A 21,447-nucleotide genomic window follows, 5' to 3' on the forward strand; every position below is an offset into this window, starting at 1 on the left:
CCGGTATGTTATTGCGACGAGTGACCGACGTCACCAGGGATGCGGAAACGTGACCGAAACAGGTTCTACTTCGGGCGGGGTGCCGGTGGTCTCAGGACACCAGACCTCGCTCGACGGCGTGCGCGCCGTGGCCGCCTTCGCCGTCCTGCTGTTCCACGTGTCCATGGAGGCGGGGACGGCGCTGGACCCGGGGTTCCTGGGCGGCGTGCTGTCCAGGGGCGAGATCGGCGTGCCGATCTTCTTCACGCTCTCCGGCCTGCTGCTGTACCGGCCGTGGGCGGCCCAGGTGCTGCTCGGCGACCGGGCGCCGGACACCCGCCGCTACCTGTGGAAACGGTTCTTCCGGATCATGCCGGCGTACTGGCTGGTGGTCGCCGTGGCGCTGCTGCTGTGGGGCGACGCGCACCGGGCCGACCCCTGGACGTGGGCGCAGATGCTGTTCCTCGTGCACACCTACGACATCACCCCCTGGTGGTACGGCCTCGGCCCCAAGGGGCTCGGCCAGATGTGGAGCCTCGCGGTCGAGCTGACCTTCTACCTCACGCTCCCGCTGATGGCGGCGGCGCTGCGCAGGTTCGCCCTGCGCGGCGACCCCGACCTGCGGACCAGGGGACGGCGGCTGCTCATCGGCCTGGCCGCCTTCGGCGCGCTGTCCTACGTGTACACGGTCTTCGAGTACTTCCCCGACTACCGGCCCTGGATGAACGTGTGGCTGCCGCGCTCCTGGACGTTCTTCGTGCCCGGCATGGCGCTGGCCGTGCTGACCGTCTGGGCCAGGGCCGAGGACGGCCGCGCACGGCGGCTGAGCGCCGCGCTGGCCTCCTCCTGGGGCACGTTGTGGGTCATCGCGGGACTGGCCTACCTCATCGCCGCCACGCCGCTCACCGGGCCGCGGGCGGTCGGCCTGGGCAGCATCTGGACCGCGTTCACCGAGCAGGGCCTCTACACGCTCGTCGCCTTCTGCCTGGTCGCCCCGGCCGCGCTGGCGGCCGGACGGCCCACGCGGGTGCACGAGCTGCTCGGCGGCCGGGTGATGAGCTACCTGGGCCAGATCTCCTACGGCGTCTTCCTGTGGCAGTTCGTCATCATCTACCTCTGGTACGACTTCACCGGCCAGCGGCCGTGGACCGGCAACCTGCTGTTCAACCTGGTCGCCGTCACCGCCGTCACGGTCACCATGGCCGGGCTCACCCACCGCTACGTGGAGGAGCCCGCCAGGCGGCTGATCCGCCTGGTGCCTCAGCGCGCCGCCGGGCCCGGCTCGCCGAAGGCCACCGCCCTGAGGCAGAACGCCTGACCCTGCGCCCCGGCCGCGGTGATCCGCATGCCCCTGCCCGGCCCGTCGTGCGGCACGTAGAACAGCGCGCCCATGGCGCCGGTCGCGGGCAGCGTGGCCGCCCGCTGGGCCTCGCCGACCTCCACCACGACCTGCACGGGCCGCGGGCTGACGTACGACATGGCCACCACCACGCCGGGCCCGCCGAAGGACTCGACGGGGAACTCCTTGCCCGCCGGGTAGCACTTGCGCCCCTTGACCGCGTCGAAGAACGGCGCCACCCGTCCCACCAGGACGAGCTTGCCCGTGTCGTCCAGCACGTACGGCTCCGACGAGGGCCGCGGGTCGCGCATGCGCTGCCTGGTCTCGTCGTCGGCCAGCGGCGCCAGCACGTACGAGGTCATCCGGCGCTCCCCGTTCCACGGCAGGACGATCTCCGGCGGCACGGGACGGGGGTAGATGTCGGCCTCCCCCGCCGCCGCGGCGAGCGAGGCCCTGGCGTTCTCCAGGTACGTCCTGACCCGGTCGCCGGTGAGCGTGTCGCCGAAGGTGTTGATCGAGATCAGCGACACGACGAGGAAGACGGCGGTGAGCGCGCCGCCGACGGCCGGCATGCTCGCCGGCACCGGCCGGCGCACGACGTCGGGCTCGTCCTCCACCGGCATGACGGCCAGCGCCAGGCAGAGCGCGAAGAGCACGGCGGCGTCGGCGACGTACCGGGTCTCGGCGCCGACCAGGTCCCAGGCGGTGGCCCGCGCTATCACGGTGGGCACCGCGTCGGCGACCACCACGTAGGCCGCCAGGATCGCCCACGCCCGCCAGGCCCGCCTGCGGTACACGCAGGTGACCACGACCAGCGCGGCGAGCACCGCCCACGCGAGGACCACGGTGACCGGGGCCGGGTCGGCCAGCCCGCCGGTCGAGGTGACGCCGCCCCAGCGCAGCGGGCCGCCGACCGCCCCCGTGGGGAAGGTCTCGCCCAGCAGCCTGCGCAGCAGCCCCGGGACCACCTCGGCCTTCGGGCCGGTCAGCGCGTCGGCCCCGGCGGTGTCGCGGCGCAGCCAGTAGAGCACCGCGTACCCGGCCAGCAGCAGGCCGTGCGCCCACCAGACGGGCCTGCGCAGCTCGGCGAGCAGGGCGCGGGCCCACAGCCCGCGCCCGAGGTAGGCGCTGCTGACGCCCAGCACCACGAAGGGGATGAACACCCCCTTGGTGGAGAAGGCCATCCCGACGGCGGTCCAGGCCAGGGCCCGCCAGCGGCCCTTGCCCTCGCGCACGTACCTGACGTGCGCGGCCAGCGCCGCGATCAGCGCGAGTTGCAGCGGCACGGCGTTGAGCGCGGCCGACCACCAGCTCATGGCGGGCACGGTGAGCGGCGCGAACGCGTAGACCGTCAGCGCCGCGAGCACCGCCGCCCGGTCGCCGAACAGCCGCCGCAGCAGCACCAGGAACATGACCGAGGCGGCCCCCTGGATCGCGACGGTCACGAACGACACCAGCGCCCAGCTGTACGGCGCGACCGACGTGAGCAGCCACACCAGGCCGAGCGCGCCCGGCATGAGGTGCCCCTTGTGCACCCTCATCAGGTACTCCCAGGTCGGCCCGCTGTCGCCGGCCCCGGCCACGAAGAGGAAGTCGTCCTCGACGAAGTAGGCCTTGCTGAGCAGGCTCGCCCGGAACACCAGCGAGATCAGCACGATCAGCAGGCCCACGCCGATGACCGGCCCGGTGCGCACCGCCGGGATGGTGATCTGGAAGGGCTCGGCTCGCTTGACGTCTTCAGCCATGGACGTATCCCTCCACTGCAGTAAGCTCCGCGCCGTGGACACCGAACCGTTCCGAGCGGATCTCGGCAGATCCGTCCGGTTGCTGCGCGCCTTCCGTCTGGAGCAGAGCGACCCCGACTTCTTCTACGGCACCCTGGCCAGGGACACGGTGGCCCAGCTCGCCACCTACACCGACCTGGCCGGCGCGACCGTGGCCGACATCGGCGGCGGCCCCGGCTACTTCGCCGATGCCCTGCGCGCGGTCGGCGCGCGGCCCCTGTGCGTCGACTGCGACGCCGGCGAGATGCGCCTGCGCGACGGCGTGCCGCCCCGCGACGCCGTGCTCGGCAGCGCGCTCGACCTGCCGCTCGCCACCGGCTCGGTGGACGTGTGCTTCTCCTCCAACGTGCTGGAACACGTGCCCGACCCGCTGCGGATGGCCGGCGAGATGGTCCGGGTGACCCGGCCGGGCGGCGTGGTCTACCTGTCGTACACGATCTGGCTGGGGCCCTGGGGCGGCCACGAGACCTCCCCCTGGCACTACCTCGGCGGCCACTACGCGGCCCGCCGCTACGCCCGCACCCACGGCAAACCGCCCAAGAACGTCTTCGGCGAGAGCATGTACGCCGTCGGCGTGGCCAAGCCGCTGGCCTGGGCGCGCAGGAGGCGCGACGTGGAGGTCCTCGACGCGATCCCCCGCTACCATCCACGCTGGGCCAGGCACGTCGTCCACCTACCTGGCATCCGCGAGCTGGTCACCTGGAACCTGCTGCTCGTCCTGCGCCGCAGGTGAGCGCCGTCGCGACAGCCACAGGGCGGCCGCCACGCAGGCCACGCCGAGCAGGCCGCCGCCGATCGGGGCCACCGTGCCGAGCAGCAGGATCCAGCGCTTGTAGGCGGCCGCCGTCGCCAGGGTCGCCGCGACGTCCGGCTCCGAGGTGCGGAAGTCCGCGTCGAGGGCGGTCAGGCGGCCCCGTCCGTCCGCGGTGACCAGCGTCTCGGTCACCTCCTCCAGCGTCCTGACGGGCAGGCCGCTGACCGGTTCGACCCAGTACGTGCGCCGGATCTCGGCGTAGCGGCCGAGGCCCACGTCGCCCTTGCCGGGCAGGCCGAGCAGGCGGCGCGGCAGCGGCGGCGTCTCGCCGGGCACGAGCTGGCGCGGCGTGCGCTGGACGTAGCGGTAGGTCTCGACGCCGCGCACCCGCTCGACCCCGTCGAAGACGGCCGTGACCGGGCGGCGCAGGCGCAGGTCGAACAGCGGGTAGTCGCGGCGCTCGGCGTTGAACGGCCAGCGGAAGGCCTGCCCGCTCTGCCGGACGGAGACGTCCTCGTCCAGGTACTCGCCGCAGCAGTTCACGATCTCGCCGGTACGCCGGTCGAAGGCCAGGCGGCGCTCGTGGTAGTCCAGGCGGTGGCCGTCGCGGGTGGCCAGGGAGACCGACTCGCCCCACACCGCGCGGTCGTCGTCGCCGGCCAGCACGTCGCCGATCAGCCACCTGGTCTGGACCAGGTCGCCGGTGGTCTGCCGCATGGTCGCCGGGTCCACGTACGTGGCCGACCCGGCGACGGCCCTGGTCATGCTCTGCTGTTCCAGGGGGGCCTTGAGCACCCGGTCGTAGACGTACAGGCGGCTGAGCGGGATGAGCGTCAGCAGGAAGGCCCCCACGGCGGCCAGCACCAGCGCGAGGCTCCTTCGGCTCAGGGCGGTCACGGCCGGGGCACCGCCTGTCCCGGCGTCACGTCGCCCAGGCACAGGCCGGGCGGCACGTCGTGCACGACGATCCGATCCGCGCCCGGCACGGCCAGCACGAAGACCCGGCCGAAGCCCGCGCGCAGCTTCATGTCGGTGGCCCGGTCGCCCATCCACAGGGTGACCGTCGTGTCGGACCGGGCCGCGTACCCCAGCCTGACCAGGGTGCCCTCGACGCGGGTGACGCGGTTGTCCAGCGGCACCTGGACCGTCCCGCCGGTCACCGGCCAGCACCGGTCGCGGGTGGTGGGCACGAGCGGGATGCCCTGCACGTCCACCGGCCGCAGGCGGCCCTGGTCGTCGAAGACCAGGCCGTCGAGCGCGGCGGGCGGCGCCTGCATCCTGGCCCTGAGCGCGGGCGTGGCCAGCGCGCCCAGCACCCGCGAGGTCAGGCTGTAGGTCCGGTACGTGTCCGGCAGCACCTCCGTCGGCACCAGCCGGTCGTAGATCACGCTGTCCGGGGCCGCCCTGGCCAGCTCGGCGCGGGCGGTCTCGATGTAGTCGTGCCGCCGCTCGGCCCCCATGTACCCGGCGAACAGCGTCACCGTGACCAGCGACGCGCCCGCGAACAGCCCCAGCATCGCGCCGGCCGCCCCGGTCACCCGCTCGCGCGCCGGCAGCGCCCTGCGGTACGGCTCCTCCTCGCCGCGCAGCGGCAGCAGCGCCAGGCCCACGACCAGCGCGAGCAGCGGGACGGCGTCGGCGACGTACCGGGTGTCGGTGCCGACGAACGAGCCCAGCAGGTGGACGCGTCCCCACAACACCGGCAGCGCGTCCGCGACGAGCAGGTAGCCCAGCAGCGTGGCCCAGGCCAGGACCGCCCGCCTGCGGTACCGGCTGGTGACCACCACCAGCGCGGCCAGGACGACGAGGGAGGCGATCACCAGCGGCAGCGGCGGCGAGGCCACCCCCCAGTCGCCGCCCGCGAACCACCGCCACGGCCCGCCGAGCACGGTGGTGGCGAACGTCTTGCCCAGCAGCTCCCACAGGAAGCCCAGCGCCTGGTCGAAGATCGGCAGCGCCCCGGTGTTCGGCGCCGACAACGACCGCTGGACGTAGAGCGCGCCGAAGGCCACCAGCACCGTGACGTACATGCCCCAGGCGGCCAGGTGGCGGCGCAGCGCGGCGCGCAGGCCGCCGTGGTAGATCGCGGTGAGGGCGAACAGCAGCAGCGGCAGCGCGAACCCCTTGACGAAGCCCAGCAGCCCGACCAGCACCCACAGCGCCGCGGCCACGGCGTGCCGCAGCCGGCCCGTCCGCAGGTGGTGCCAGTGCGAGGCGACCGCCATGGGCAGCGCGACCTGGAGGAAGACGGTGTTGAGCCCGGCCGCCCACCAGGCCAGCGCGGGCACGGTGACCGGCGCGAGCAGGAAGACCAGCAGCGGCACGAGCGTCGCCGGCCGCCTGCCGAAGATCACCCGCGACATGCGCAGCACGCCCAGGGCGGCCAGGGCGTGCAGCGCCAGCACCGTGCCGGCCGCCCACCCCCAGTCGAAGGGGTGCAGCCGGGAGACCAGCCAGGCCAGCAGGAAGCCGCCCGGCATGAACTGGCCGAAGTGGATCCTGGTCAGGTAGTCGAACGACAGGTCGCTCTCCATCGCCCTGGCCACGAACTCGTAGTCGTCCTCCTTGAAGTAGGCCTCCTGGACGACGGCCGCCTTGCCCGCCACCGCGGCGGCGATGAGCACGAGCCCGGCCAGCAGGACGCCGTGGCGGCGGACCCACCGGGCGGCACGCGCCACCGGACCGGGAACCGTGATGACGGTCCCCGGCCGCGGCTTGATCGTGTCGGTCACGGAACACTCGTCATGGTCGGGCCGCCTGCGGCGACGGTGATCGGTACGGTGGTCTGCCGGGCCGGCGCGCGTCCGGCCGACACCTCGACGAGGAGCTGCCCGAGCAGCGGCAGGCAGAGCAGCTGCGCCCACAGGCCGCCCGCGCCGAGCGCCACCGCGACCGTGGCGGCCAGGTAGAGCGCGAGCCCGCCGGGCGGCCCGAGCAGCAGGGTCCAGCGCCGCCGCCCGCGCAGGTGCGCGGCCTCCCGCAGCGGACGCGACCAGGCGCCCAGCACGAACGCCACCCCGGCCACGCCCGCCCCCGCCGGCCCGCCGACCCAGTAGCCGAGCGCCACGGCGAACACCGCGACGTGCCGGACCCGCGGCCGGGCGGCCAGGACGGGCGCCAGATGCCGTCCCGGCCGGCCCCTGCCCACCAGGGCCAGCCCGGCGACGAGCAGCGCCAGCGCCCCGCCCGCCGCGAGCCCCGCCCGGTACGGCTCGTCCGGCTCGTAGGTGAGGGTCACCGTCCCGGCCGTGAAGGCGGGCAGGAACCAGGCCTGCCGCCAGCCGTCGAGCCGGACCGGCTTGAGCGCCGCGGCCCCCAGCGTGGCCTTCCAGCCGGCGTTGAAGTTCTCGTTGACCACCAGGTAGGCGTCGTCCTGGACGTTCACCTGGACGACCCGCTCGCCGGCCGCCCACTTGGTGACCGGCGTGCGCCGCATGACGGTCGGCCCGGCCGCGGGGCTGCCCGGCTCGTGCCGCACGACGGCCGACTCGACCCGGTACGACTCACCCGGCCGCACCGACAGCCGGGTCGGGCCGGCCACGAGCTGGAGCCGCTCGCAGGTCTCGAAGGTCACCGGCCGGCCGGTGACCACGTCGTGCAGGGTGCCGCCGGTGACGGCGGTGTGCACCTCGTTGCCGTCGACGGTGAGCGTCGGGCCGAAGCCGCACGGCAGCGTGAGCCTGAAGCCGGTCAGCGCGCCGAGCGGCCGCACGCCGGGGAAGGCCACGTCGCTGATCTCGATCGGCCGGCCGCCGGACGCCCCGAACTCCAGCGCGACCTTCCTGGCCCTCATCTCGGGGAAGCGGACGAGCCCGTCCGTGCCGACCCAGCTCTGCCGGACGCCGCCCTCCGCGCGGATCGTCACCCGGACGGGCGGGGCGCCGAGGTAGGAGTCGGGCGTGATGACCCGGATCTGCGACAGCTTCGTCTCGCGGGCCAGCTCGACGTTCAGCGTGGGCCTGGGGTCGAGCGGGTCGGCGAACCAGGCCGTCTTCGGGTCGCCGTCGAAGGCCCAGCGGCCGCCCGCCGCGCCGCTGTCCACCGCGGTGGAGGAGGCGCGCACGCTCAGGGAGTCGCCGGGCAGCGTGCTGAGGCGTTCGATCGTCGCGCGGTCGGTGACCGTGGCGCGGCCGGAGACGCCGTACGCGCCGTCCTTGCCGGTGACGAAGGAGCGGTCGAAGCCGTTGCCGTCGTCGCCCAGCACCTCGTGGCCCTTGGCGCAGCTCCAGGCGGCCGAGCCGCGGACGCAGCCGGGCACGTCGCCGGTCCTGGCGACCGCGATCGTGGCCGGCTCGCCGGTGTCCTCGCGCGGGTCGGGCACGACGATCGAGCGTCCTGGCCGGACGCCGGGGATGGCGAGCTCGGTGATGCCGACCCGGCCGCCGAGGCGGTTCGCCGGTTCGTACGCGGTGGCCACGACCGTCACCCGCAGCCGCTCGACCGGCCCCTTCGGCACGGCCAGCTCCTGCGGGTCGGCGCTCGCGCGCACCTTCTGGCGCAGCGAGCCGGCGCCGGTCTCCACGACGACCTCGCTGGGCGGCGGGCCGATCGGCGAGTTCTCGAACGCCACCTGGATCGTGGGGATCGTCAGCGGCTCGGCGAAGGTCACCTCCAGCCACTCGCCGACGGCGCCGTTCCAGCCGGTGGAGCGCCAGCTCGTGCGCCGGTCGCCGTCCAGGGCGGCGAAGGGCTGGTGGCCGGGCTCGCGGCTGTTCGCCGCGGCGCCGACGTCGGCCTCGGAGCTGGAGGCGGTGACGCCCGCGACGCCGGTGAGGCCCGCCGTGGAGACGTACCGCGCCCAGCCGGGGTCGAGCAGGTCGTTGGAGGGCGAGCTGCCGCGCAGGGGCTCGTCGGCGGTGAGCGTGGCGCCGGCGTTGCGGCGCAGGTCGGCGAAGGCCACCTCCCTGCGGCGCAGCGTGTCGGTCAGGATCGTGTCGTGCGCGGGCACCTTGACCACGCCCGCGTCGTCGTTGAGCAGGACGGGCCGGTCGTCGTCCAGGAGGCCCTGCTCGGCCAGGGAGAGCACGGACTCCGGCGCGCCGCCGACGCGCAGCGGGCGAGTGGCGTCCACGGTGCCGACCAGCGGCGCGGCGCCGGCCACGCGGTAGATCTCGACGGCCGGGTAGGGCTGGTCCAGCCAGGCGGCGGCCCGGCCGTACTGGGCGATGCCGACGCCCGGCCCCATCTGGGCCACCAGCGAGACGCCGGGCGAGTCCTCCAGCGCCTGGTGCACCCGGGCCGGCCAGGCGGTGCCGATCGTCGCCCGGTCCAGGTCGTTCCTGACGACCAGGTACGACACCCCCATCCGGCGCAGCGTGGCGGCCAGCCCCGGCGAGCCCTTGCCGGTGGCCAGGCGGTCGTCCACGGCGGCCATGAGGCGCGAGATGCCGGCCGAGCCCCACGGCACGATCGTGTGCGTGGCCCAGCGGGCCTGCGAGAGCGCCTGGAGCGGCTCGTCCAGGGGGCGGCCCCACAGGTACTCGCCGCGTTTGGCGCCCGGCACGGCCAGCACCATGCCGTCGCCGGCGTTGCGGTTGAGCCAGGTGATGGCCTGCCGCCAGTAGTCGGGGATGGCGGTGAAGCCGCCGGCGGGGGCCAGGCCGGCGTACAGGATGGGCAGGCCCGACAGGGTCACGAGCCCGGCGGCCAGCACGGTCAGGGGCGTGCGCAGGCGCGGGCGGGCCAGGGAGAGCAGCCCGGCGAGGCCGAGCGCGACGGGCAGCCGGATCAGCGCGTCGAACTTGTGCAGGTTGCGGAAGGCGGCCAGCGGGCCGTCGAGCAGCCCGACCATGAACTGCTCGTGCGGCGTGCCGGGATGGCCGGTGGTGATGATCGCGATCCCGCACAGCAGGCTGATCAGCAGGAACGGCCGCTCGGGCAGCCGGCGCAGGGTGAGCCCCGCCAGGCCGAGCGCGGCCACGGCGGCGGTGACCACGATCAGCCACGGGACGGTGGACTGCTGGTGGGCGTCGGGCAGCCAGGTCTGGCCGTCCACGGTCAGGAAGCTGAGCCAGCTCGACGTGCCGCGCAACGCGTTGACCAGCGACGTCACGCCGGTCGTCGCCGTGGCGGTCTCGATGTAGGGCAGGAAGGAGAAGATGTAGCCGCCGAGCGTGAGCAGCGGGACGGCCCACCACAGCGAGGCGAGCGCGACCAGCGGCAGCCACCAGGCGATCAGGCGGCGTTTGACCGGCCCGCCGCGCCTGGTCAGCAGGTAGACCATCGGCACCACGAGCACGGCCGCCTCGGCCACCGCGTTGACGCCGCCGCAGAACAGGAAGGCGAACGCCGACAGCGCGGCCGACCGGCGTGGCGTCAGCTCGCCCTTGGCCCCCTTGACCAGCGGGAGCAGGATCCACGGCAGCACGGCGCTGGGCAGGAACTCCGAGGAGTTGATGCCGATGAGCGCCTGGGCGTGCGGCGCGAGCGCGTACACGAAGCCGGCCAGGACGCGGGTGTGCGGGCCGCCGACGCCGAGCGCGCGGGCGAGCTGGACCACGCCGAGGAAGGCGACGCACAGCACGAGCGACATCCACAGCCGCTGGACGGCCCACGACTCCATGCCCAGCTTGAGGAAGATCGCGTAGAACGGTCCCATCGGGAACAGGTAGCCGTACGCCTGGTTCTGCAGGTGGCCGAAGTAGGCGCCGTCCCACAGGTGCAGCGCCCGGCCGAGGAAGCCCAGCGGGTTGACCGCCATGTCGAGCTTCGTCTCGGGGATGATCTTCTCGGTCGAGGTGTTGAACGCGATGGCGCCGAGCAGCAGGCAGGAGGCGAGCAGCCGCAGCCTGTGCCTGATCCGGGCCTCGTAGCTCTCGACGGTGGAGTCCCCGCGTTCCCCCGGGGGTCCAGGCGAGGCTTGGGTCACTGAGGGGCTCCGCCGCAATCTTGGAGTTTCGCCAGGATAAGTCCGGTCATGTTAGCCCCAGTTCGGGCCCACGTAAATTCCCCGGCCCAGGCGCGGCAGGCCGCGGCCACCTCCGCCCGCCGCCGCGGGTCGGCCAGCTCCTTCAGCGCGCGGCCGGTCACCTCGGCCAGGCTCTCGCCGTCCCGTACGAGCCAGCCGGTGACGCCGTCCCGCACGGAGTCGCGCAGCCCGGCGACGTCGTAGGCCACGGTCGGCACGCCGAGCGCGGCGGCCTCGATCACGGTCAGGCCCCAGCCCTCGAACTCCGAGGCCGTCACGTTGAGGCGGGCGGCGGCCAGCAGGGCGTTCTTGCGCGGCTCGGGCAGGAAGCCGTGCAGCTCGACCCGGCCGTCCAGGCCCCGGCCGGAGATCCGGGCGGCCAGGGCGTCGTGCTCGGGGCCGCGGCCCACGACGTGCACCCGCAGGCCCGGCCAGGCGTCGCCGAGCTCGGCGGCCAGGTCCACGACGCGCTCGATGCGCTTGTGGCCGATCAGGCGGCCGGCGTACACGAGGGCGGGCTCGCCCATGGCGGCCGGCGGCTCGGCCCGCGCGGGCTCGGCGCAGCCGTTCGGCACGACGGTGACCGGCGCGAGCCAGCGCAACTTCACGGCCAGGTCGTGCCTCGACGACTCCGAGACGGTGACCGTCAGGCAGCGCCGGTAGACCAGCCGGGCCACCTCGCCCTCCACGAAGCACCCGATGCGGGCCAGCCAGGCGGGCAGGAAGGCGTGGAACTGCCGGTCGTGGACGTGGTGCACGAGGCTGATCACGGGCGTGCGGCGGCGGACGACGAGCGGGGAGAAGAAGGGGATGCCGTTCATGGTGTCGATGACGACGTCCACGCGCCGCCGGTGGATCAGCAGCCAGAGCGGGACCAGCAGGTAGACGAGGTACGGGTTGCCCATCCTGCGCAGGTCCACGCCGTCGAGCACCTCGGCGCGGCGCTGCCCGCGCTGGCGGCCGGTGACGAACACGACCGAGGCGCCCTGGGTCAGCAGGAACCGGCTGACCTGCCAGGCGTACTCCTCGGCGCCGCCGGCCGTGGTCTGGTGGGGTTCGCGGAAGTTGAGCATCGCCACCCGGACGCCCGCGAGTGGCCGCTGCTCGGCCGTCGCCTCGCTCGTCCGCGGCTCGATCAGCCGTGCCGTGTCCGCCTTGCGCTCACCGGTAAAGACCACCATCACTCCTCGTCGGCGGGCACGCGGGCATGGCGGAGCCACACTCCGTGCTCGCTGTGCATGGCCCCGCGTCAAGCGGGATGGATCACCTGGTGCCGTAGTTGTAGAGCGGCTGGTTGGGCGGGGTGAGCGACGGTGAGGCCACGTTGACCACCGCGACGGAGGCTCCGACCGCCAGCAGGGCTCCTATCGCCAGGGCCACGAGAAGTCGCAACACGAAGCTCTCCCTTCCTTCCGGTGACGCGGTGTGCCGAGACTAGAACGTGTTTCGTCTTGAATCCATAACATTGGTCAAACCGTGATAAAGCAAGTTACCCTCCGGTACATCATGAAACAGCCGGTCAACGCCGCAGCAAGCGCAGCTCTTCGCCGTCGAAGACCGTTCTCCAGCCGGGCGGCGTGGACGGGAACCCGTTCTCGCCCGCGGCCATGAGGAGATACCTGGCGGGCAGGTCGCCGTAGGCGCCGGCGGCCAGCAGGTCACCGGCGACGCGGCTCAGCGGGTCCTCGCCGCGCACCCGCAGCCGGCCGCCGCCGGGCAGGCCGACGAGCAACGTGTCGTCCCAGAGCACCCGGCGCCGGAACAGCTTGGTCGCCGGGTCGAGCATCACCCGGCCGCCGTTCCAGGCGAAGGCCCGGTGGGCGCCCCACGGCAGCGAGACCAGCGCGCCCGGCGCGGGGTCGCCGTCCACGATGCGCTGGACCGCCGTCCATTCCGCCGGGTACGTCACCGCCTCCAGCCGGCCGAACGCGCCCAGCGCGAACGTCGGCAGGGCCAGCACCGGGGCCAGCACCCCGACCAGCGCGAGCGCGCCCGACCGCAGGAGCGAGGCGAGGCCGACCGCCGTCAGCAGGGCCAGCGGAGCCAGGTGGACCTGGCCGTCGCGCAGCGGCCCGAACCCGGGCCACAGGGCGATGAGCCATTTGAGCGCGTCCCGTCCCGGCTGGAAGGCGCCCAGCCCGGCGACGCAGAACCCGGCCGCCGCCGCCACCGCCAGGCCGCCCCACCAGGCGGGCCGCTCGGGGGCCGAGCGCAGGCGGGCGTAGCCGTACAGGCCGGCGAGTACCAGGAGGAGCCGGGCGGTCGCCGTCCACCACGCCTCCTGGCCCGGCAGCCCGGCCTCGGCGTTCCAGATGCCGCCGAGCGACAGCAGGCTGCCCAGCACGCCGAAGGGCCCGTCGGCGCGGGCCGCGAACGCGTCCACGCCCGCCGGGTCGGTCACCGCGCCCGAGCCGAGCGCGGGCACCGCCCACGGCAGGCTGTACGCGACCAGCACCCCGGCGGCGACCGGCGCCCTGCGCCGGGCGACGGCGATCGGCATCAGGGTGAGCCAGGACACCAGCATCGCCTGGAACCCGCCCACCGCCGCAGGCAGCAACGCCACCCCCAGCCGCCAGAACCGCGCGAGCCCTCCGGGCTTCTCCCACGTGAGCGCGCGGATCGCCCACGGGAGCCCGGCCACGCCCAGGAGCAGCGCCCACTGGCCGAGCATGAGCCGCTGGGCGAGGTAGAGGTTCCAGGCGTAGAACGCGGCGGCCACGAGCCGGGCGAGCCTGCGCTCCGGCGGCACCAGCGCCGCCGCCCCGGTCGCGGCCAGCACGAACACGGCGACCAGGGCCGCCTTCTGCACGATCTCCACGGGCAGCGCTCTGGCCAGCAGCGCCACGACCAGGTCGCTGGGCACCGCGCGGGGGAAGCCGCCGCGGTCGGGCCACAGGGGCGGATCGGGCACGAAGAGCAGGTCGTAGCGGAGCACCAGCCCCCAGCCCAGCGCCGGGCCGAGCGCCAGCACCGCCAGCCCGAGCCCCAGCGCCGCCGGCCCCCAGCGGCCCGCACGGCCTTCGCGCACCGTGACACCGCCTCTCCCTCGCGCCAGGACCGGCAATCCGGGCACAAGGGAGATTAGCCGCCGACGCCTCACATGTGTTACTTGCCGGGCTCGGGGTCCCGGGGCAGGCCGAGCATGCGCTCGCCGATGATGTTGAGCTGCACCTCGGTGGTGCCGCCGTAGATGGTCATGGCCCTGGTCGCGAGCACCGCCCGGTTCCAGTAGCCGGCGTCGCCGAGCTTCATGTCGGCGGCCACCACGGCCTGGGCGCCGAGCAGGCCGACGGCCGTCTCGGAGACGTGCTGGGCGTGCGAGGTGGACAGCAGCTTCCGTACGGACGCGTCGGCGCCCGGCTCGTTCCCGGCGAGCTGCTTGAGCGTGACCCGCAGCGACAGCGCGTTGATCGAGTGCCCCTCGCACACGACCCCGGCCACCTCCTGCTCCTCGGCCGGCGTGAGCTCGCGCCCGAGCCGGCCGATCAGCCCGAGCAGGTCGGGCACGGACGCGCCGGTGCCGCCCGATCCGGACGACAGCGAGACGCGCTCGTTGGACAGCGTGTTGCGGGCGACCTTCCAGCCGTCGCCGACCTCGCCCACGACCAGGTCGTCCGGGACGAAGACGTCGTCGAGGAAGACCTCGTTGAACAGGTTCTCGCCGGTCATCTCGGTGAGCGGCCGGACCGTGACGCCGGGCGCCTTCATGTCCACCAGGAAGTACGTGATGCCCTCGTGCTTGGTGCCCTCGGAGCTGTTACGGGCGATGCAGATGCCCCATTCGGCCACGTGGGCGACCGACGTCCAGATCTTCTGGCCGTTGAGCCGCCAGCCGCCCTCGACCTTCTCCGCCTTCATCTGCAGCGAGGCCAGGTCGGACCCGGCGCCGGGCTCGGAGAAGAGCTGGCACCAGATCATCTCGCCGCTGAGCGTCTTGGGCAGGAAGCGTTCCTGCTGCTCGGGCGTGCCGTACACGGCGATGGACGGCACCACCCAGGCGCCGATGATCATCGCGGGCAGCCTGACCTTGGCGGCCTTGAGCTCCTGGGCGATGAGCACCTGCTCCAGCGGCTTGGCCGCGCGGCCCCACGGCCGGGGCAGGTGGGGCATGACGAACCCGCGGTCGGCGAGCGCCCGCTTCTGCTCCTGGCCCTCAAGGGCGGCGATCTCGGCGATCTCCGCACGAATGCCCTCGCGCAGCTCCTCGGCGCCCTCGGGCAGGTCGATCTCCATCTCCCGGCCGACGCCCTGCAGGGCGAGCGCGGTCACCGAGGCGGCCCACTCGGCCGACGAGCCGAGCAGGGCGCGCAGGGTGAGGGCGCGCCGGTAGTACAGGTGCACGTCGTGCTCGAAGGTGTAGCCGATGCCGCCGAACGTCTGGATCGCGTCCTTGGCGCACTGGACGGCCGCGTCGGGGGCCATCACCCCGGCGACGGCGGCGGCGTACTCCAGCTCGCGGCCCTCGGCCCTGGTGGCGTCCCAGACGGTGGCGCGGGCCTGCTCAAGGGCGACGAGCATCCGGGAGATCTTGTGCTTGATGCCCTGGAACTGGCCGATCGGGCGGCCGAACTGCTCACGCACCTTGGCGTAGGCGGCGGCGGACGTGACGCACCACGACGCCAGCCCGGCGGCCTCGGCGCCGAGCAGGATCGCGGCCAGGTTGAGCACGTCGGGGCTCTCCACGCCGTCGAGCACGCGCTCGGCGGGCACCCGCGCCTCCGCCAGCTCCACCTTGGCCACCGGCCGGGTCAGGTCCAGCGACCGGACCGGCGTGACGGTGGCGGCCGAGGCGTCGACGGCGATCCACTCCTCGCCCTCGGACGTGGTCACCGGCAGCACCAGCACGTCGGCCAGCGAGCCGGCCAGCACCGGGTCGGCCGTGCCGGAGACGACCAGCGAGCCGTCGTCGGCGCGGGAGCCGGTGAGCGAGCCGGACAGCGCGACGGCGCCCGTCAGCGTGCCGTCGGCGAGGGCTTCGAGCAGGTCGTGCCGCTTGGAGGCGTGGATGACCGCACTGGCCAGCACGGTCGGCACGTACGGGCCGGGGGCGAGCTTCTCGGCCAGCGCCTCGACGGCGACGGCGGCCTCCAGCAGCCCGTAGCCCGAGCCGCCGGACTCCTCGGGCAGGTGCAGGCCGAGCAGCCCCTGCTCGGCCAGGCCCGGCCAGAAGGGCGGACGTTCGTCCGACCCGGATCGCAGCAGCTCCGAGGGGATGTTCCGCTCGGCCCAGCCGCTCACCGAGTCGCGGAGCGCCTCGTGCTCCTCGCTCAATCCGATCGCCATTGCTCATCCTCCAGCCAGGTCAAAGACAGTGCCCGATGCCCAGAACCATATTCTAGAGCATGCTTCTGGCCTAGAGGGGCCGCACCTGCTGGACGAGTGTCTTCAAATCAGCCCATCGCGCCTTGTTCTTCTCCGGAATGGAGGCCAGCAGCATCGCCGGCTTGGTCTTGCCCACCTCGACGACCGTCACCACGGCCTGGGCGGTCTCGGTCTTGCCGCCCGAGACGTAGGTGACCTGGTAACCCAGCGACCAGCCCTTGCCGACCGGCACCTTCCCGGACCCCGTCCAGGCGGTCAGCTGGGCGCCCGCCGGATACTGCGTCCGCAGCGCCCAGCGGGCCGCGCGGACGGCCATCTCGCGGTAGTCGGCGTCCTTGGCGGGCTTCTTCTCCGGGGCGTCGCCGGGGAACATGGCCGAGGCGATCACGGTGTGCGGCACCGCCACCTTTCCGATGCGCTGGGCGATCGTGAACGGCGCGAACGACTTGGCGTCCCAGGGCGCGGCCAGGCGCGGGTAGCTGATGCCGCTCGCCTTGTCGGAGATGATCCCGCTCACCACGGACGCCTTGCCCGGCAGCGTGGGGAACGCCTTGCTCGCCGGCACCGAGGGGAGCGCGACCGGCGTCTCGCTGGGGGTCGGGGAGGCGGTCGGGGTGGCGGTCGCGGCCGGCACGGGGGCGACGGAGACGGTCGTCCCGGCGGGGTCGCCGGTCGTGGGCACGTCGCCGGAGAACACGACGAAGATCAGCAGGACCGCCGTGACGGTGACGAGAATGGCGCCCGCCAGGTAGATCGTGCGGATGGGGATGTCCCCGACGCCGCGCTTGTGCGGCTTGGTGACAACCGGCGTCACAGAACCGGCCGCACCCGGCTGCGGCTGGGGGTGGGCCTGAGCCTGAGGCGACCTGGCCGTCCCCGGCGGCCACACCTGCACAGGCTGATGCTGCGCCCCCCTCCCCGGCCCCGCCCCTTGCGCGTGGCCTTGCCCCGGCCCTGGCACGAGCCCCGGCCCCGCGCCTTGCGCAGGACCTTGCCCCGCTCCGGGTGCGAGCCCTTGCGCGACACCCTGGCCCACCCCTTGTGCAGGCCCTGCCCCCGCGCCTTGCGCGAGCCCTTGCCTCGCTCCTTGCGCGTGGCCGTGGCCGGCCCCCTGCGCCTGTCCCGGGCCCTGCCGGCCGCCGCCTTGGAGCTGCCGGTTCCCGCCCGGAGGCTGCGGCGGGTGCGGCGGCCGTCCCTGCGGGCCGGACGGCGGCTGGGGGCGCACCTGCGGACCCGACGGCGGCCCGGCGTACGGACGCGGCTGCGGACCGGACGACGGCTGCGGACCGGACGACGACTGCGGACCCGACGGCAACCGAGGGCCGGACGAGGGCTGAGGGCCCGAGGGCGGCTGCGGGGAGGGGCGCACCGGCTGGGACGCGCCCGGCCGCGGCGGACGCGGGATCTTGACCGTCTGCTCGGCGGGCGGCACGACCGGCTCGGCAGGCGGCACGACGACCTTGCGAAAAGGTTGGGTGTCCTGTGCTGATCTCTCGTCGCCGACGTCCGCCATGGCCTTGAGGTTACGTCACCGAAGAGCGGGATAATTCCTCTATTCCCCCAGCAGAATCTAATTCTGTATGGTCTGCGGACATGAGGGGTTTCTACGAGATCGCAGCCGCCGACCCGGACCGTCCCGCCCTGCTCGGCGACGACGGCGCGACCTACGGCGAGCTGCTCGCCCGCGCCAACAGGACCTCCCACGGCCTGGTCGCGCGCGGCGTCCGGCCGGGCGGCGCCGTGGTGACCGTGCTGAAGAACGGGCTCGACGCCCTCACCATGATGCTGGCCACCTACCAGATCGGCGCCTACCTGGTGCCGGTCAACTGGCACTACACGGCCGATGAGATCGACTACATCGTCGCCGACTGCGGCGCAGACGTCGTCGTCCGCCCCGGCGCGCTCACGGTCGCCGACCTGGCCGACGGCCGGCCGGACACCGCGCCCGAGCACCGCCGGGCCGGCTCGATGATGCTCTACACCTCCGGCACCACGGGACGCCCCAAGGGCGTGCGCCGCCGGCTGCTCGACCTCACGCCCGAGGACCTCTACCCCATCCTGATGCGCAAGAGCTGGCGGCACTTCGGCCTGCCGTCCGACGGGGTGCACCTGGTGTGCTCGCAGCTCTACCACTCGGCCCCCTACGGCCAGGCGATGATGGCGCTGCAGTTCGGCCACTCGATCGTGGCTCCGGAACGCTTCGACGCCGCCGAGGCGCTGGCGCTGATCGAGCGGCACCGGGTGACGAACGCGTTCATGGTGCCCACGATGTTCCACCGGCTGCTCGCCGTGCCGGATCGGAAGAGCTACGACCTGTCCTCCCTCACCCACCTCTACCACGGCGCCGCCCCCTGCCCGCCCGCCACCAAGCAGGCGATGATCGACTGGCTCGGTCCCGTCCTGTGGGAGTACTACGGCTCGACGGAGGCGGCGGTGGCGACGATGGTGTCGTCCCAGGAGTGGCTGGAGCGGCCGGGGACGGTCGGCAGGGCCCTCGACGGCATGGCCTTCACGATCATCGGCGACGACGGCCACGAGGCGGCCCCCGGCGAGCCCGGGACGGTCTACATCGGCGGCATCAACCGCTTCGAGTACCACCGCGACCCCGGCAAGACCGCCTCGGCCATGCGCGGCGCCGCCTACACCCCCGGCGACATCGGCTACCTCGACGCCGACGGCTACCTGTTCCTGCTGGACCGCAGAACCGACCTGATCATCTCGGGCGGCGTCAACATCTACCCCGCCGAGATCGAGGCCGCGCTGCTCGAACATCCGTCGGTGGCCGACGTCGCGGTGATCGGCGTGCCCGACCCCGAGTGGGGGCACCGGGTCGTGGCGCTGGTCCAGCCGGTGGCGGGCGTGACGGGCGGCGCGGAGCTGACCGCGGAGCTGCTGCGGCACTGCGAGCCCCGGCTGGCCCGGATGAAACACCCCCGGGTGATCGAGTACCGCGAGTCGCTGCCGCGCACCCCCACCGGCAAACTCAGCAGACGGGACGTCCGGGAGGCGTATCTTTCCCGCTGAGCTGGGCAGAGACCTCCCCATGAGGGAGATCGTCGCCGGACTGGCAGCCGTCGTACTGCTCACCGCGTGTGGGCGGTCGCCGTCCGCCCCGACGTACACCTCGACTGCCACCGCGAGCCCGGCCACGACCACGCCGGGCTCGCCGACCGCCGGCGAACAGGCGCCCGGGAGCGCGCCGCAGTCGCTGGAGAGCGCGTACGAGCGGGTCATCACGGACGTCCTGCCGTCGATCGTGCAGATCAACACCAAGGTGGGCCTCGGCTCCGGCATCGTCTACGACACGGCGGGTCACATCGTCACCAACGCGCACGTGGTCGGCGAGGCGACCGAGATGAACGTCACGATCGCCACCGGCGGCGCGCCGCGCCCGGCCAAGCTGGTCAAGGCCTTCGGCGCCGGCGACCTGGCAGTGATCAAGGTCGACCGGCCCGACGGGCTGCGTCCGGCCAGGTTCGGCGACTCGGGCAAGCTACGGGTGGGCCAGATCGTCCTGGCGATGGGCAACCCGCTGGGCCTGTCGGGCAGCGTCACGAACGGGATCGTCTCGGCGCTCGGCCGTACCGTCAGCGAGCCCCAGAGCCCCGAGTCGCCGGGGGCCACCATCAGCGGCGCGATCCAGACCTCAGCCGCGATCAACCCCGGCAACAGCGGCGGCGCGCTGGTGAACCTGGCCGGCGAGGTCATCGGCATCCCGACCCTCGCCGCCACCGACCCGCAGCTCGGCGGCGGGGCCGCGCCCGGCATCGGGTTCGCGATCCCGAGCAACACGGCCACCGACATCGCGGCCCAGATCGTGAAGAACGGCAAGGTCACCAACAGCCACCGGGCCGCGCTCGGCATCCGCGGCAGCACGGTCATCGGCGCCACCGGGCAGCCGAGCGGCGTGGGCGTGGCGAGCGTGGAGAAGGGCGGGGGCGCGGAGAAGGCCGGGATCCGGGCCGGTGACGTCATCCTCTCGATCAACGGCAAGAAGACCACGACCATGGCCGCGCTGTCGGAGGAGATCACCGCCTTCAAGCCCGGCGACCAGGTCAAGGTGGAGATCCTGCGCCCCGACGGCGGCACCCAGACCGTCACCGTCACCCTGGGCGAGCTCAAGGCCGAGTGACGACCCGGCCGGGCCGCTGCCCGGCCGATCCCCTCACTGCCCGGCCCATCCCCCGTTACCGGGGCCGACCGCTCACTGCCGGGCCGTGAAGACGACCTCCACGCGCCGGTTCTTCGCCCGGTTCCGCTCCACCGGCTTGCCCTCGACCAGGTTGGGCAGCTTGGGCCGCGTCTCGCCGTGTCCGGCGGCCCGGAGGGTCACGTTCCCGCCGCCGAGCAGGCCCTCCAGGGCCGCGCGCACGGCCTGCGCCCGCCGCCGCGACAGCCCCAGGTTGTACGCGTCGCTCCCCTGGTCGTCGGTGTGCCCCTCGATCCTGACGACGCCGCCCGCGCCCTCCGCCTCGACCTTCGCGGCCACGCCCGCCAGCCGTTTGCGGGCCTTGGGCGTGAGCCGCCACTTGTCCAGCGCGAACAGCACGTCGCTGGTCAGCGCGACCGTCACCGTGCGGCCCTGCCTGGTCTCGCTCTGCGCGCCGTCCATGGACTCGACCTCGCCGACGATGTCCTCGACCGGCAGCACCAGGTCCTCCACCGGGCCTGTGGCGCCCGGCGGCACCGGGGCGGGCGTGGGCGCCAGGACGAGGGCCAGCGCCAGGCTAAGCGAGCGGAACATCGGTGAGCACGCCCAGCATCGGCATCTCGACGTTGACCTTCGCGACCTCCGGCGGCGGGGCGGCGAAGACCGCGTACAGCGTGCTGGCCTGCCCCGCCTCCAGGAACTGGCCCTGCGTGCCGGAGCACACGCACGTGGCGTCGGCGGCGGTGCCGTTGCGGGCGACGCGGTAGCGCTTGGCGTTCACCGGGTCGATCAGGGAGACGTTGGAGACCGTGTAGTCCAAGCTGCCGCCGCCCAGGCCGTTGTGCACGTTGACCTTGCCCTCGACGGCGGTGATCGTCCAGTTGAGGGTGACGGTCCTGCCCTGGCGGGTCAGGGCGGTGATCTCGACGCGGGCCCTGCCGTACTGGCCGCCGGAGCCGACCTTGGCCTCACGGGTGGCGATGACCGCGTCCGCCTGCGGGGCGGGCGTCTGCTGAGGCGCGGTCCGCGGCGGCGCGGGAGCGGTGGTGGCCGCCTCCTCGGCGGCGGTCTGCGGCTGCCCGCCGGGCGACAGGCCACACCCTGACAGGACGACGGCCGCCCCGATGAGAACGATCGTCTTACGCATCTGCTGATCACCTTAATGCTCAGAAAAGTCTCAAGTCAGACACCCTAGCCCGGATCCTCCATTTC

Annotated in this window: 15 protein-coding genes; 4 read left to right on the plus strand and 11 right to left on the minus strand. The window is 73.6% G+C overall.

What is annotated here, in order from left to right; genetic code table 11:
• The first annotated feature begins 49 nt into the window (after positions 1-49).
• A complete protein-coding gene (locus ACIBST_RS08320; protein ID WP_397170154.1) occupies positions 50-1,297 on the plus strand; it encodes an acyltransferase family protein in 1,248 nt (415 codons plus the stop codon).
• Here ACIBST_RS08320 and ACIBST_RS08325 read toward each other — a convergent pair.
• On the minus strand, positions 1,240-3,063 hold the full coding sequence (locus ACIBST_RS08325) for an ArnT family glycosyltransferase (protein ID WP_397170156.1): 1,824 nt from the start codon (positions 3,061-3,063) through the stop codon (positions 1,240-1,242). The two genes, ACIBST_RS08320 and ACIBST_RS08325, sit on opposite strands and share 58 nt — an antisense overlap.
• On the opposite strand from ACIBST_RS08325, the gene ACIBST_RS08330 reads away from it, so the two are divergent.
• Positions 3,062-3,835 carry a class I SAM-dependent methyltransferase gene (locus tag ACIBST_RS08330; RefSeq protein ID WP_397170157.1) on the plus strand — a complete coding sequence of 258 codons (774 nt, stop codon included), beginning with the start codon at positions 3,062-3,064 and terminating at the stop codon, positions 3,833-3,835. The two genes, ACIBST_RS08325 and ACIBST_RS08330, sit on opposite strands and share 2 nt — an antisense overlap.
• Here the strand turns inward: ACIBST_RS08330 and ACIBST_RS08335 are convergent.
• The 8 genes from ACIBST_RS08335 to ACIBST_RS08370 form a co-directional block, all read right to left on the minus strand.
• On the minus strand, positions 3,776-4,753 hold the full coding sequence (locus ACIBST_RS08335; RefSeq protein ID WP_397170159.1) for a DUF3068 domain-containing protein: 978 nt from the start codon (positions 4,751-4,753) through the stop codon (positions 3,776-3,778). The genes ACIBST_RS08330 and ACIBST_RS08335 overlap by 60 nt on opposite strands.
• A complete protein-coding gene (locus tag ACIBST_RS08340) occupies positions 4,750-6,588 on the minus strand; it encodes a hypothetical protein (RefSeq protein WP_397170161.1) in 1,839 nt (612 codons plus the stop codon). The genes ACIBST_RS08335 and ACIBST_RS08340 overlap by 4 nt, the downstream gene beginning before the upstream one ends.
• Entirely contained in the window at positions 6,585-10,724 is a 4,140-nt protein-coding gene (locus ACIBST_RS08345; RefSeq protein WP_397170162.1) for an alpha-(1->3)-arabinofuranosyltransferase family protein, read from the minus strand. Before ACIBST_RS08345 ends, ACIBST_RS08340 begins: the two co-directional genes overlap by 4 nt.
• Positions 10,721-11,944 carry a glycosyltransferase family 4 protein gene (locus ACIBST_RS08350; protein WP_397170164.1) on the minus strand — a complete coding sequence of 408 codons (1,224 nt, stop codon included), beginning with the start codon at positions 11,942-11,944 and terminating at the stop codon, positions 10,721-10,723. The genes ACIBST_RS08345 and ACIBST_RS08350 overlap by 4 nt, the downstream gene beginning before the upstream one ends.
• 82 nt (positions 11,945-12,026) lie before the next feature.
• Positions 12,027-12,158, minus strand: a complete 132-nt coding sequence (locus ACIBST_RS08355) for a hypothetical protein (RefSeq protein WP_260477562.1) — start codon at positions 12,156-12,158, stop codon at positions 12,027-12,029.
• 124 nt (positions 12,159-12,282) lie between these two features.
• Positions 12,283-13,791 (minus strand): hypothetical protein, encoded by a 1,509-nt coding sequence (locus ACIBST_RS08360; protein WP_397170166.1) that lies wholly within the window; start codon positions 13,789-13,791, stop codon positions 12,283-12,285.
• A 77-nt stretch (positions 13,792-13,868) separates the two neighbouring features.
• Entirely contained in the window at positions 13,869-16,046 is a 2,178-nt protein-coding gene (locus ACIBST_RS08365; RefSeq protein WP_397170167.1) for an acyl-CoA dehydrogenase, read from the minus strand.
• A gap of 70 nt (positions 16,047-16,116) precedes the next feature.
• Positions 16,117-16,899: a hypothetical protein gene (locus ACIBST_RS08370; protein ID WP_397170169.1), complete on the minus strand. Its 783-nt coding sequence runs from the start codon at positions 16,897-16,899 to the stop codon at positions 16,117-16,119.
• Positions 16,900-17,678: 779 nt separating this feature from the next.
• Between ACIBST_RS08370 and ACIBST_RS08375 the strand changes: the two genes are divergently transcribed.
• Together ACIBST_RS08375 and ACIBST_RS08380 are read left to right on the plus strand one after the other, a co-directional pair.
• Entirely contained in the window at positions 17,679-19,109 is a 1,431-nt protein-coding gene (locus ACIBST_RS08375) for an AMP-binding protein (protein ID WP_397170171.1), read from the plus strand.
• Positions 19,110-19,128: 19 nt separating this feature from the next.
• Positions 19,129-20,217, plus strand: a complete 1,089-nt coding sequence (locus tag ACIBST_RS08380) for a S1C family serine protease (RefSeq protein ID WP_397170172.1) — start codon at positions 19,129-19,131, stop codon at positions 20,215-20,217.
• Between the two features lie 72 nt (positions 20,218-20,289).
• On the opposite strand, the gene ACIBST_RS08385 is transcribed toward ACIBST_RS08380, so the two are convergent.
• Entirely contained in the window at positions 20,290-20,829 is a 540-nt protein-coding gene (locus tag ACIBST_RS08385; RefSeq protein ID WP_397170174.1) for an OmpA family protein, read from the minus strand.
• Positions 20,813-21,382: a lipoprotein gene (locus ACIBST_RS08390; RefSeq protein WP_397170176.1), complete on the minus strand. Its 570-nt coding sequence runs from the start codon at positions 21,380-21,382 to the stop codon at positions 20,813-20,815. The genes ACIBST_RS08385 and ACIBST_RS08390 overlap by 17 nt, the downstream gene beginning before the upstream one ends.
• Between the last annotated feature and the right edge of the window lie 65 nt (positions 21,383-21,447).

This window comes from Nonomuraea sp. NPDC049684, from assembly GCF_044465345.1.
Classification (GTDB): domain Bacteria; phylum Actinomycetota; class Actinomycetes; order Streptosporangiales; family Streptosporangiaceae; genus Nonomuraea.

Coding starts and splice junctions, on each gene's coding strand:
- ACIBST_RS08330 (WP_397170157.1), top strand. CDS start 3,062: ATGGACGTATCCCTCCACTGCAGTAAGCTCCGCGCCGTGGACACCGAA.
- ACIBST_RS08325 (WP_397170156.1), bottom strand. CDS start 3,063: ATGGCTGAAGACGTCAAGCGAGCCGAGCCCTTCCAGATCACCATCCCG.
- ACIBST_RS08350 (WP_397170164.1), bottom strand. CDS start 11,944: ATGGTGGTCTTTACCGGTGAGCGCAAGGCGGACACGGCACGGCTGATC.
- ACIBST_RS08365 (WP_397170167.1), bottom strand. CDS start 16,046: ATGGCGATCGGATTGAGCGAGGAGCACGAGGCGCTCCGCGACTCGGTG.
- ACIBST_RS08375 (WP_397170171.1), top strand. CDS start 17,679: ATGAGGGGTTTCTACGAGATCGCAGCCGCCGACCCGGACCGTCCCGCC.
- ACIBST_RS08380 (WP_397170172.1), top strand. CDS start 19,129: ATGAGGGAGATCGTCGCCGGACTGGCAGCCGTCGTACTGCTCACCGCG.
- ACIBST_RS08385 (WP_397170174.1), bottom strand. CDS start 20,829: ATGTTCCGCTCGCTTAGCCTGGCGCTGGCCCTCGTCCTGGCGCCCACG.
- ACIBST_RS08390 (WP_397170176.1), bottom strand. CDS start 21,382: ATGCGTAAGACGATCGTTCTCATCGGGGCGGCCGTCGTCCTGTCAGGG.